The 12536-nt window shown below is 67.0% G+C and carries 8 protein-coding genes; 6 read left to right on the top strand and 2 right to left on the bottom strand.

Features of this window, described 5'->3' with window-relative positions; genetic code table 11:
• The first annotated feature begins 11 nt into the window (after positions 1-11).
• From DGI_RS16120 to DGI_RS16105, 4 genes are read left to right on the top strand one after another with little or no spacing between them, the layout of a single operon-like run.
• Positions 12-2651: a circularly permuted type 2 ATP-grasp protein gene (locus tag DGI_RS16120; protein ID WP_158407352.1), complete on the top strand. Its 2640-nt coding sequence runs from the start codon at positions 12-14 to the stop codon at positions 2649-2651.
• The gene (locus DGI_RS16115; protein ID WP_021762301.1) at positions 2648-3532 is read left to right on the top strand and encodes a transglutaminase family protein; all 885 of its coding nucleotides are present in this window, start codon (positions 2648-2650) and stop codon (positions 3530-3532) included. The genes DGI_RS16120 and DGI_RS16115 overlap by 4 nt, the downstream gene beginning before the upstream one ends.
• Positions 3533-3587: 55 nt before the next feature.
• The gene (locus tag DGI_RS16110) at positions 3588-5201 is read left to right on the top strand and encodes a glycosyltransferase (protein ID WP_021762300.1); all 1614 of its coding nucleotides are present in this window, start codon (positions 3588-3590) and stop codon (positions 5199-5201) included.
• 11 nt (positions 5202-5212) lie between these two features.
• A complete protein-coding gene (locus DGI_RS16105; protein WP_021762299.1) occupies positions 5213-6889 on the top strand; it encodes a DNA repair protein RecN in 1677 nt (558 codons plus the stop codon).
• 208 nt (positions 6890-7097) lie between these two features.
• Here DGI_RS16105 and DGI_RS16100 read toward each other — a convergent pair whose 3' ends face one another.
• Positions 7098-8402, bottom strand: a complete 1305-nt coding sequence (locus DGI_RS16100) for a phenylacetate--CoA ligase family protein (RefSeq protein WP_021762298.1) — start codon at positions 8400-8402, stop codon at positions 7098-7100.
• Positions 8403-8435: 33 nt separating this feature from the next.
• Positions 8436-10202: a dynamin family protein gene (locus tag DGI_RS16095; protein ID WP_021762297.1), complete on the bottom strand. Its 1767-nt coding sequence runs from the start codon at positions 10200-10202 to the stop codon at positions 8436-8438.
• A gap of 228 nt (positions 10203-10430) precedes the next feature.
• Between DGI_RS16095 and rsfS the strand changes: the two genes are divergently transcribed.
• Both rsfS and gpmI read left to right on the top strand, forming a co-directional pair.
• Complete coding sequence (gene rsfS, locus DGI_RS16090) at positions 10431-10883, top strand: ribosome silencing factor (protein WP_021762296.1); 453 nt, start codon at positions 10431-10433, stop codon at positions 10881-10883.
• Entirely contained in the window at positions 10880-12478 is a 1599-nt protein-coding gene (gene gpmI / locus DGI_RS16085) for a 2,3-bisphosphoglycerate-independent phosphoglycerate mutase (RefSeq protein ID WP_021762295.1), read from the top strand. Before rsfS ends, gpmI begins: the two co-directional genes overlap by 4 nt.
• The last annotated feature ends 58 nt before the right edge of the window (positions 12479-12536 follow it).

The following is a 12536-nucleotide window of genomic DNA, read 5'->3' as shown; positions in this document are numbered from 1 at the left end:
CCGGCGGAATCGTGTACTGGGTCAAGGCCATGGACGCCATGGAACACGCCGTCATGCAGCCTGCCCCGGCTGCACCCGCCCCACCCCTGCCGCCCGGGGTGGACAGGCTGCTCGCGCTGGACGAGCTGCGCGCCCCGGATGGCAGCCTGCACCCGCACTGGAGCGCCTTTCTCGCCTCCCTGGAACGCATGGGACCGGACGAGGTGGGCCGACGCCGGCTGGACATCCGCCGTCTGCTGCGGGAAAATGGCGTCACCTTCCATGTGCATGGCGATCCGAGCGGCAGACACCGGCCCTGGGAGCTGGATCTCGTCCCTTGGGTTATTGCCCCGGCAGACTGGGAGCAGCTGGAAGCCGGCCTCACCCAGCGGGCCATGGTCCTGGATCTGCTCTTCAAGGACCTGTACGGCCCCCGCATGCTGCTGCGGGAACGGGTGGTGCCGGCGGAAGCGGTCTTCTCCCATCCAGGATTCCTGCGCACCTGCGACAAGATGCACCACCGCGGAGAACGTCAGCTCGTCTTCCATTCGGCAGACTGCTGCCGCGATCCGGACGGGCGATTCCGGGTCCTGCGGGATTTCACCCAGTCCCCCACGGGCTCGGGCTATGCCCTGGAAAACCGCACCGTGCTGGCCCGCGTGCTGCCCGACGTGTTCCGCGACTGCAACGTGGAACGCATCTCCCATTTTTTCCGCGCCATGCGGGACACCCTGGCCCGGCTGGCCCCGCGCCGACGCGACGACCCGCGCATTGTCCTGCTCACCCCCGGCCCGGAACACGAAACCTACTTCGAGCACGCCTACCTGGCCGCCTATCTGGGCTACACCCTGGTCCAGGGCGAGGACCTCACCGTGCGCGACGGCGCGGTCTGGCTCAAATCCATCGGCGGGCTGGAACCGGTGGACGTGATCCTGCGCCGGGTCACGGACGTGCTGTGCGATCCCCTGGAACTGCAGGAAGACAGCCGCCACGGCGTGGCCGGACTGGTGGAAGCCGTGCGGCTGCAGCATGTGGCCGTGGCCAATCCCCTGGGCAGCGGTGTGCTGGAAAATCCCGGCCTGGCCGCCTGCCTGGATCGGGTCTGCCGTCGCCTGCTGGGGGAGGATCTGCTGCTGCCCGGTCCGCGCACCTGGTGGTGCGGCACCGCCGAAGACAAGCGGTATATTTTTGAGCATCTGGATTCCCTGAAGATTCTCCCCATCGCCCCCCAGCACGGCGCGCCCGTGGATGGCTGGCGGCTCTCCCGCGCCGAGCGCCAGGCCCTGCAACGCCGCATGGCCGCCGCGCCCTTCCTCTTCGCTGCGCAGGAGCCCCTGGAGCCATCCGCCGCCCCCTCGCTTCCGGAAACCGAACACGCGCCGTTGCTCTCGCGTCCCGTGGTGGTCCGCACCTTCCTCACCGCCAAGGACGACGGGTACATGGTCATGCCCGGCGGGCTCACCCGCAGTGTGGGGAACGAACATGGCGCGGCGGATGAACCATTGCAGGAGCTGTCCCAGGAACTGAGCAAGGATACCTGGGTCCGCGCCCGGGCCAGGGCCCAGCACGTGAGCCTGTGGACCAGCTCGGACGTGGTGCGCGAGCCCTGGGCCGTGGACAATGTGCTGCCCAGTCTGGCTGCGGAAAATCTCTTCTGGGTGGGCCGCTACCTGGAACGCGCCACGGCCTGCGCCCGGCTGCTGCGCGTGCTGGCCAATCTGTTCAACCATTCCGACACCCTCGGCCCGGAGACGGAGCGCGAATGCCTGCCGCACCTGCTGCAGGCCCTGGCCAATCTCACGGGAGGCCCTCTCCCCGCCTCCCCGGAGGAACTGAGTCAGTGGTCGGAGCAGGAGCTTCGCGCCCTGGCCCTGGATCCCCAGTTGGGCGGGTCCCTGTCGCGCACCCTGCGGCTGCTGGCCAGCAACGCCTATGCCGTGCGGGATCGCTGGTCCGCAGACACCTGGCGCGTCATCGATGCCATCCAGGAACACGCCGAGGCCCTGGCCGGCTATTCCCCCCTCCAGGAACACGCCGGCATGGAGCGGCTGCAGGCCATCCTGGATCTGCTGCTCACCAGCCTCATCGCCTTCACCGGCTACACCATGGAGAGCATGACCCGCGCCGTGGGCTGGGTGTTGCTGGATACCGGCCGCCGCATGGAACGCGGCCTCATGCTCATCGGCATGCTGCAGGGCGCCCTGGCTCCCCATACGCCGCAACAACTGTCCGAGTCCGTGGCCCAGCAGCTCATGGAAATGACCCTTTCCACCCTGGAATCCCTCATCACGTACCGCCGCCGGTACCGGTCCCAGCTGCGACTGGAGCAGACCCTTGACCTGCTGCTGCTGGACGAGACCAACCCCCGCTCCCTGGCCTTCCAACTGGAGCAGCTGCGCAGCCACATGCAGGCCCTGCCCCGTCCGCGCCGCAGCTCGCGCACCAGCCCCGAAGAACGCCTGGCCCTGGAGGCGTACGCCAGCCTCAAGCGCATGGATGCCCTGGAGCTGGCCCGGTACTCCACCCGCACCCGCCGGCATGAGGTGCTGCACACCTTTCTGGCAGACCAGTTCCGCCTGCTGGCCGCCATGTCCGACGCCATTTCCCTTTCCTTCTTCAGCCACGCCGGCGGGCCCACCCCCCTGGCGCGACGCCGGGCCACCACACTGTGAACTATCGCATCATCCACAGCACCAAATTTCGCCACAGCGATCCCGTCCCCCTCTCCCACAACGAGGCCCGGCTTTCGCCGCGGGATTTTTCCCGCCAGACCTGCACCCGCAACCGCTACCACATCACCCCCAAGCCACGGGTGTTTCGCAAGCGGTTCGACTACTTCGGCAATCAAGTCTGCTACTTCTCCATTGAGGAACCCCACAGCGAACTCACGGTGACCGTGACCAGCGAAGTGCAGGTGACCAACACCGGGTACGACACCCCCGGCCCGGCCGACGACATCCCCTGGGAGGCCGCCCGGGATCTGCTCATCGAGTCCGACCACTTCGACATCGCCGAGAATCGGGACTTCCTGCTGGATTCCAGCCTCATCACCGCCTCCGGCCAACTGCGCGCCTACGCCACGCCCTCCTTCCCCATGGGCCGGCCCCTGCTGGCCGCAGCCCGGGATCTGATGGCGCGCATCTACCACGATTTCGCGTACGTGCCTGGCTTTACGGAAATCTCCACCCCCCTGGAAGAAGTGCTGACCCACCGCCGCGGCGTGTGCCAGGACTTCGCCCACCTGGCCATCGGCTGCCTGCGTTCCATGGGTCTGGCGGCGCGCTACGTGTCCGGCTACATCGAGACCCTTCCCCCGCCCGGACAAGAAAAGCTCGTGGGCACGGACGCCTCCCATGCCTGGTTCTCCGTGTACATGCCCGAGTACGGCTGGATGGACTTCGACCCCACCAACAACCAAATTCCCATGAACCGCCACATCACCCTGGCCTGGGGACGAGACTACGCCGACGTGCCGCCCCTCAAGGGCGTCATCTACACCAGCGGCAGCCAGGCCATGGATGTAACCGTGGACGTGATGCGTCTGGAGGGCTGAGGACCATGTGTCGGCAGGCTGATTGTTCCATTGCCTCCGTGTTCCGCCAGCTGCCATGCGCATCTGTCTGATCTCCCCTGTCCTGGCCAGGGCCCTGGAAGACCTGGGCCACGAGGTGACGGTCTTCTGGCCCACGCAGACCGCCGTTTTTGATCTGGCGGCGGCCCTGGAGGAACGACGCTTTACGCCGGATCTCATCCTGCAGGAAGAATTCCTCGGGGCGCGGGTGCTGCTGACCGGGCTGGAGCACTTCTCGTGCCCCAAGGTGTTCTGGTCCCTGGATACGCACCTCAATTCCCACTGGCACCGCTGGTACGCCTGCTGCTTCGATGGCGTGGTCACGCCGCACGTGCATTTGTGGTCGCAGTTTCCCTGGCCGCGGCCGCCCCTGGGCCGGCTGGCCTTTCCCGGCGTGGACCGCCCCTGGACGCCCCATGCCGGCCGCCGCAATGACGTGAGTTTTGTGGGCCGCATCACCCCGGAGCGCCCCCGCCGGGCCTGGCTGGCCGAATTTCTCACGGCGCGTTGCCGGGCCCGCATCGAGCAGGATCTGACCTTCCCGGCCATGCTGGATCTGTATGCCGACACCCGCCTGGCCCCCAACGAAGCCATCCAGGCCGAGATGAACTTTCGCGTCACCGAGGCGGCCAGTTGCGGCTGTCTGGTGCTCAGCCAGAACATCGGGCCGGATCAGGACGCGCTCTTCGAGCCGGGCAAGGAAGTGGCGATCTACGAACACGTGCTGGAGCTGCAGGTCCTGCTGGACCAGTTCCGCCGCTTCCCCCGGCCGGCAGAGACCATTGCCCGGGCCGGCTGGCGCCGCGTGCAGGCCAGCCACCTGCCCCGGCACCGGGCCGCGGAGCTGCTGCGCTTTGTGGAGACGCTGCCGGCCGCATCGGCCCCGGTGATGCACCGTGACCTTGCCTGGCAGCTGGCCCGCTGGGAATTGGTGCGCGGCAAACGCCAGCCGGGCAGCCTGCATCAGGAAGCCGCCGCCCTGACCGCTCACGCCGAACACCCCGAGGCCCTGGCCGCCCTCCTGGAAACACAGCACCTGCTCCAGCGACCGCAGGAGGCGCTGCAGCTGGCCGTGGAAATCATCCGGCATCCCGTCCTGTCCCGTCATGTGCCCCTGGCGGCGGCCTGCTCGGTGCTGGGGCTGTATCAGAACCAGTTCGAATTTGCCCGCCAATGCCTGCTGCTGCAGGGGGAAACCCGGCGCCCGGAAACACCCCTGGCCCTGCTGCAGGCCTGGGCTGCGCAGCTTTCCCGCATCGGCCTCACCGCCCTGCCCGGCCGGCTGTTCCAGCCACACCTGCACCTGCCGGCCAGTGCCGCGGACTGCCTGTTTCTGGCCATGGAACTGTCGCCCCACGATGTGGAGACCTCCCGCCGCCTGGAATCCCTGCTGGCGGCCTGCGGCGGCTGGGAGCATATCCGCCTGGGCCTGCTCTCGGACATTTCCCTGCGCAAGCGGGACGACTGGCGCACCGGCCTGGCCCTGGCCCTGGCCAACCTGCGGGCCTTCCGCTTTTCCCAGGGGCTGGAAGAAGCCGCCCTGGCCTTGCATTCCGCGCGCAGCCAGGGCAAGGAAGGACAGTTCGCACGACGCCTGGAAGCGCTCGACCCTTCCGGCAGCATCGCCAAGACCCTGGCCTCCATCCTCTGAGCGTACCCATCATGCTGGAATATCTCCGCATCAAGAATCTTGCCCTCATTGAAGACCTGGCCCTGGAACTGGATCAGGGTTTCAACGTGCTCACCGGCGAAACCGGCGCTGGCAAGAGCTTCATCCTCAAGGCCCTGGGCTTTTTGACCGGAGAAAAGCTCGCGGCCGATCTGGTCCGCCCCGGCGAAGACAAGGCCGTGGTGGAGGCGCTGTTCCTCCTCCCGGACCCCGCCGGCACCGAACGGGAAGTGGTGCTGCACCGCGAACTGGCCGCCGAATCCGGCCGCAGCCGGCTGCGCATCAACGACGCGCTGTCTTCCCAGGAAACCATCAAGGCCCTGCGGCCGTCCCTGGTGGCCGTCACCAGCCAGCACGGGCAGCAGCAGTTGCTCTCTCCGGCGTACCAGGCCCGGTTGCTGGACGAATTCCTCCAGCGGCTGCATCTGGTTCCCGAGGAGGACTGGACCGCCGCCGAGGCCGGCAAGCGCCGCCTGCGCGAACTCGCCGCCAGCCGTCAGGCGCTGGAGACCCGCAGCCGGGATCTGGCCGTCCGACGCGAACTGCTGGAGCATCAGAAATCCGTCATCGACAAGATTGCCCCCGAGCCCGGCGAGGAAGAGGCCCTGCTGGAAAAGCGCGCGGCCGCCCGCAACGCCAAGGTGCTGCGCGAGGCCGTGGACGGCTCCCTGGCCCTGCTGCTGGGCGAGGAAGCCGGCCTCATCGAGGCGGCGGACCAATTGTCCCGGCGTCTGGCGCATCTGGCCGATGTCCACGAGGCTTACGCCGACGATGTGACCTGGCTGGAGGAGACGGCCATCCGTCTGCGCGATCTTTCCTCCCGCCTGCGCCGCGAACGGGCCGGTGGCCCCTCCCCGCGCGAGCTGGAGGCCGTGGAGTCCCGGCTGTACGCCCTGGCCCAGCTCAAGCGCCAGCTCAAGCGCAGCATGCCGGAGATCCTGGCCCTGCAGTCCGAAATCGAGGAAAGCATTTCCTTTCTGGATGTCTGCGGCCTGGAACTGGCCGGTCTGGCCCGCGAGGAAGCCGACACCGCCCAGGCCCTTGCCGTGGTGCTGGAGCGCCTGAACACCGCCCGCCGCGAGGCGGCGACCCGGTTTTCCGCCGTGCTGGAAGAGGAATTGCGCGGCCTGGGATTTTCTCCCGAGGTGCAGGTGGGCTGCGAATTCGAGCGGCAGTTGCTCTTTGCGGACCGCGCCGCCGAGCCGGCCTTCGCCACCCTGGGGGAGGATCGCGCCCGTCTGCTCTGGCGGCCCAACCCGGGCCAGCCGGCCCAGCCCCTGGACCGCATCGCCTCCGGCGGCGAATTGTCGCGTTTTCTGCTGGCCCTGGTGCGCTCCAGCGCCGCCCGTGACGACGTCGAGCAGCCCACCCTGCTCTTCGATGAAATCGATACCGGCGTGGGCGGGATCACCCTCAATCACGTGGCTGCCCGGCTCAAGGAACTGGCCGGCCGGCGGCAGATTCTCGTCGTCACCCACTGGCCCCAGCTGGCGGCCCTGGCCGACCGGCATTTCTACGTGGAAAAACTCGTCATCGACGGCAACACCACCACCCGCTGCCGCCGGCTGGACGGCGAAGACGTGTTCGCGGAACTCACGCGCATGGCCGGCGGCGGCACCCAGGGCGCGGCCCTGGCCCGGGAGCTGATGGGCGGCACGAACAAGGCGTGACGCGAGGGCATGTTGTTTTTGGAAAGACTTCTCGGGGGACAACCTTTCTGGAGAAAGGTTCTTCCCCCGACCCCCCCTTCCAAAGACTTTTTTTGGTGTAATTACAAAAAACTATTAGATTTTTTGAAGGGAAACGCGCGAGAGGGGAGAACCTTTTGCAAACAGGTTTCCCCTCTCGCCACGCCTTCTTCCCGCATGCAGCCAAGCGCTACGTCAGGTTGCGCTCGTCGATGACGCGTTTGGCCTTGCCTTCGGAGCGGGCGATGGTCTGGCGTTCCACCAGCTTCACCTTGGCCGTCACGCCCAGGAATTCCTTGATGGTGTCGGAGATGCGGCGTTCGCGCTGCTGCAGGGCCTTGATTTCGTCGGAGAAGAGGGTTTCGCCCACTTCCACCTGCACTTCCATGGTATCCAGGTTGCCTTCGCGGCGCACCATGATCTGATAATGCGGGGAGAGGCCTTCGGTCTCCATCAGAATGGCTTCAATCTGCGAGGGGAAGACGTTCACCCCGCGGATAATCAGCATGTCGTCGCTGCGGCCGGCAATGCGGCCCATGCGCACCAGGGTGCGGCCGCACACGCAGGGCGTGTAGTTCAGGGTGGTCATGTCCCGGGTGCGGTAGCGCAGCAGCGGGATGCCTTCCTTGGTCAGGGTGGTGATCACCAGCTCGCCCTGCGCGCCGGGGGGCAGGACCTCGCCGCTTTCGGGGTTGATGATCTCCGGCAGGAAGTGATCCTCAAAGATGTGCATGCCGCACTGGCCTTCGGCGCATTCCTGGGCCACGCCGGGCCCCATGATTTCCGAAAGACCATAGATGTTCGTGGCGGTGAGGCCGCATTTCTGTTCGATCTGCCGGCGCATTTCCTCGGTCCAGGGCTCGGCGCCGAACACCCCCACGCGCAGGGGGAGCTTGCGGATATCCACCCCCATTTCTTCCGCGGCCTCGTGCAGGTGCAGCATGTACGAAGGCGTGCAGCAGATGACCGTGGCTTCGAAGTCCTTCAGCAGGGCGATCTGTCGCTTGGTGGCCCCGCCGGACACGGGCACCACCGTGGCGCCCAGGCGCTCGGCGCCGTAGTGCGCGCCCAGGCCGCCGGTGAACAGGCCGTAGCCGTAGGCGTTGTGGATGATGTCGTTGCGGGTGGCCCCGGCCGCCATGAGGGACCGGGCCACGCACTGGGCCCAGGTGTCCAGATCGCGCTGGGTGTAGCCCACCACCGTGGCCTTGCCGGTGGTGCCGCTGGAAGAATGGATGCGGACGATGCTTTCCCTGGGCGCGGCAAACAGGCCAAAGGGATAATGGTTGCGCAGGTCCTGCTTTTCGGTGAAGGGAAAGTACTGCAGATCCGACAGGCTGCGCAGCTCCGCGGGGCTGATCTTCCGCGTGTCCATGGCCTTGCGATAAAAGGGCACCACGGCGTAGAGTTTTTCCACCAGGGCCTTCAGCCGGCGCAGTTGCAGCGCTTCCATGTCCTCGCGGGGCAAGGTCTCCTTGTCCACATCATACATCATCGTCGTTCCTCCAAGCGCCTGAAAACGTGTATGCTACTCGAATCGGGGCAACTCGTCCCGCTCGGCCAGCAGGGCCTGGCGCAGCTCTCGGGAGCGGGCGTCCAGCCGTCCCAGGGTGTCTTCGCGGCGGGCGAGATTGTTGAAAAACGGGGTAAACGCCAGGTGGATGTCGTCAAAAATGGCCGTCAACTGACGGGTGAGCTGCTCTTCCACCTCCTGCTGCAGCCGCTCGCGGCCCTGCTCCAGTGCCGCGCGGAACTTCTTGATGCTGGCCCGGCGGCGGATGACCAGGATGTTCAGGGCCAGCACGGCCCCGGCCAGGCTGATGAGCCCGCCGGTGACGTCGATGACCGCGGCATGCGTGGCCGCGGCGATGATCGCGCCCATGGCCGTGATGATCCCGCCGGCCACGGCCTGTTCACCCATGTACTGCAGGGTGCGCGGGGTGAGCCGTTCGTCCAGGGCGGCATCGTCCAACAGGGCCAGCACCTGCTGGCGGGCCTGATCCAGGCTTTCCAGGCGGGTGCGGGTCATGGTGGTCACGGCGGCCTCCCGGGAGCGGGCCGCGGCTTCTTCGCGCAGTTGTCCGGCCAGGGTCTCCATCACCTTGCCCACGCTTTCGCGCAGGCGGCTGGCCCCCTGGGCGCTCACGGTCTCCACGTCAGCATCAAGTTTCTGTTTGAAGGTCGCGAAGATGCCGTCCAGCCACTGCTGCATCTTTTCCTTCTTGCCGACAACGGAATAGGCGGTCATGCGCAGCATCTGGACGAGGGACAGGCCGTCCTCGAAGTCCCGGGCCAGGGCGTCGGCGTGGCGGGCGTAGGCCTCGGCGGTCCGGGCGCGGATCCATTCCACATCGCTCTGGCAGCTCTTGCGGGCCAGGGTCAGATAGTCCGTGATGGTGGCTTCTTCGCGGCGGTCGTGGCGCAGGGTCTCGGACTGGGCGGTCAGGGAGCCATCCACCAGATCCAACACCGTGAGCCCGGTGGTGATGCAGCTTTCCATCTTCTCCCGCGCCCGGCGGCCGCCGGTGACGTGCGCCCGGATGAAGCCCAGCAGCGCAGCCATGCCCGAGCCTTCGGGATCCTCCTGGGCCTTGCGGGCAGAGACGGCGAACACCGCCGGCTCGGCCAGACTCCGGCCGCGGGCGTATTCCACCACCTTGGCCGTGTTTACGGTCAACTCTTCCTCGCTGGCGCGGTCCTTCTGCTGCAGCACAAACACGGCCTTCTTGCGCCAGGCCTCGTGCACGAAGTCGAAGAATTCCCAGGCGGAACGGGTATGCGGATTGGTGGCCGGAAAGACGAACAGCGCCAGATCCGACTGCGGGATGAACGCCTCGGTGATCTCCTGGTGCTGCGCCACCAGCGTGTTGGTGCCGGGCGTGTCCACGATGGCGATGTCCTTCAGGATCTCCACCGGCAGGGAAATTTCCCGCAAATGCGAAGAGACCATGCGCGTGGCCGGGGCAGGACCGTACACGATCTTCTGGATCACGTCCGTGCAGGGCTCCGGAGCCACGGCGCAGATGTCCGCCCCCAGCAGGGCATTCACCAGGCTGGACTTGCCGGCCTTCACCTCCCCCACCACCACGAACAGAAACGGCGCATGCACCGAGGCGATGGCGTCCGCGGCCACACTGCGGGCAGCCTCGGGGCCGGTTTCCACAGCCAGGGCGTGCAGGGCCGTGAAACGGCCGGTCAGCCGTTCCTTGATCTGCACAAAGCGGGATTCGAGCAGGGGCGAAGGGTGCGGATCGGATTGGGGATCGGATTGGGGATCGATCTGGGCATCGGGCATGATCTGGGGGCCTCCGGGCTCCGAACATGGACGGGCATGCCACGCATGGACGGACAGGCATGAAAACGAGTCCCCTTCCTTCGCCCATTTCCCTGGAAAAATCCAGCCTCCGCCACGGCAGGCGACGGACATGATTTGCCAGCGGACGCGAAATTGCGTAGATCCTGGACGGCGGCTGTCCGCCGCTATTCTCCCGTTCCCGCATGCACCAAGGAAGACACGACGCCGATGACGCACACGCAGCACAAATACAATGCCATGCCCTTTGACGAAAAAGCCCGCCTGCTGGCCGCCCGCCTGCACGACAAACAGGCGGACGAGCCGATCGGGCTGATCCTGCGCGGCCGCTCCGCCGCCACCGACGCCATGCTCATCGCCACCGCCAAAACCCAGCGCCATGCCCAGGCCCTGGCCGATGCCGTGACCGAGCTGGCCCGGGAGCAGAACCTGGAAGTGCTGGGCGTGGAAGGCTACAAGGCCGGCCAGTGGGTCCTGATGGATCTGAATGATGTCCTCGTCCACATCTTCACCGGGGACATGCGCCGCCTCTTCAACCTGGAAGGCCTCTGGCTCCAGGTGCCGCGCATGGATCTTGCGCTGCCGGATTCCTCCCGCCCCGCCGCGCCCGAATCCGCCCAGAGCACCCAGGACACCCAAGACGCGCAGGACGCCGACGCATGAGCGCTCCCGCCATTTCTCCGGTCCTGCTGCTCATCCTGGATGGCTGCGGCCTGGCGCCGGACGGTCCCGGCAATGCCATCGCCCTGGCGCATACCCCGGTACTGGACGCGCTCGTCAAGGACGCGCCCTGCGCCGCGCTGGCCTGCTCCGGCCGCGCCGTGGGCCTGCCCGCCGGCTTCATGGGCAATTCGGAAGTGGGCCACATGAACCTGGGCGCTGGCCGCGTGGTCTATCAAGACATGACCCGCATCGATATCGCCATTGAGGACGGTTCCTTTTTCACCAATCCCGTGATCCTGGCCCTCATGGCGGACATCAAGGCCGCCGGTGGCCGGCTGCATTGCATGGGCCTGCTTTCCGACGGCGGCGTGCACAGCCACAGCAGCCACCTCAAGGCCCTGCTCACCCTGGCCAAACAGCAAGGCGTGCCGGCCCTGGTGCACGTGTTCCTGGACGGCCGGGACCAGCCCCCCACCAGCGGGCACGGCGACATGCTGCGGCTCCAGACCTTTCTGCAGGAACTGGGCTGGGGCGAGATTGTCACCGTCACCGGCCGGTATTGGGCCATGGACCGCGACAAGCGCTGGGACCGGGTGGAACGCTTCCACCGCGCCCTCACCCTGCCCGTCTCCCTGAGCGGCGCCGTGGCGGCGGCGGATCCTGCCGCCCTGGTCCAGGCAGCCTATGACGCCGGCGAGACCGATGAATTCGTCGCCCCGCATGTCATCACCGGCGCCGATGGTCAGGCCGCCGGGCAGCTCAGGGACGGCGACGGCATCTTCTTCTTCAATTTCCGGGCAGACCGCGCTCGCCAGCTCTGCCGCGCCCTGTGGGACGACGCCTTCGACGCCTACCCCCGCCCCATGCGGCCCCGGCTGGCCGGCTTTGCCACCATGACCCGCTACGACGCCTCCCTGCCCCTGCCGGCGGCCTTCCCTCCGCAGGACCTCGCCGGCGTGCTCGGAGAAGTGGTCGCCAGCCATGGACTGCAGCAACTGCGCATTGCCGAGACGGAAAAATACGCCCATGTGACGTATTTCTTCTCCGGCGGCCGCGAGGCGCTCTTTGACGGCGAAGAGCGCGCCCTGGTGCCCAGCCCGCGCGAGGTGGCCACCTACGATCTCAAACCCGAGATGAGCTGCCCCGAAGTCACGCGCCAACTGCTGGCCGCCCTGGCCGCCCGCAAACATGCGCTCATCGTCTGCAATCTGGCCAATATGGATATGGTGGGCCACACCGGGAGCATCCCCGCGGCCATGCAGGCCGTCGAAACCGTGGACACCTGTGTGGGACAGATTCTGGACGCCGCCCGCGCCCACGGCTGGCGCACCCTGCTGACGGCCGATCACGGCAATGCGGAAGAGATGCTGGACGCCCAAGGCAACCCCCAGACCGCCCACAGCACCAATCCCGTGCCCCTGGTCCTCATCCTGCCGCCAGGGGACCCGCTGGGGAACGGCGCGGCGCCTCGCCTGGCCGATGGCCGCCTGGGCGACGTGGCCCCCACGGTGCTGGCACTCATGGGGCTGGACAACGCAGCACCGGGCAGCCAGATGACCGGCGAATCCCTGCTGCGCCCCACATCGCAACACTAGGGTCTTTTACTTTTTGAAAAAGGACGGTGCGAGAGGGGAAACCTTTTTGCAAAAGGTT

It is taken from the genome of Megalodesulfovibrio gigas DSM 1382 = ATCC 19364, assembly GCF_000468495.1.
Lineage (GTDB): Bacteria > Desulfobacterota > Desulfovibrionia > Desulfovibrionales > Desulfovibrionaceae > Megalodesulfovibrio > Megalodesulfovibrio gigas.
Note: the sequence above shows the minus strand (reverse complement) of the source record. Positions and strands in the feature narration are given on the sequence as shown.

Coding starts and splice junctions, on each gene's coding strand:
- DGI_RS16095 (WP_021762297.1), bottom strand. CDS start 10,202: ATGCCCGATGCCCAGATCGATCCCCAATCCGATCCCCAATCCGATCCG.
- DGI_RS16100 (WP_021762298.1), bottom strand. CDS start 8,402: ATGATGTATGATGTGGACAAGGAGACCTTGCCCCGCGAGGACATGGAA.
- DGI_RS16105 (WP_021762299.1), top strand. CDS start 5,213: ATGCTGGAATATCTCCGCATCAAGAATCTTGCCCTCATTGAAGACCTG.
- DGI_RS16110 (WP_021762300.1), top strand. CDS start 3,588: ATGCGCATCTGTCTGATCTCCCCTGTCCTGGCCAGGGCCCTGGAAGAC.
- gpmI (WP_021762295.1), top strand. CDS start 10,880: ATGAGCGCTCCCGCCATTTCTCCGGTCCTGCTGCTCATCCTGGATGGC.
- rsfS (WP_021762296.1), top strand. CDS start 10,431: ATGACGCACACGCAGCACAAATACAATGCCATGCCCTTTGACGAAAAA.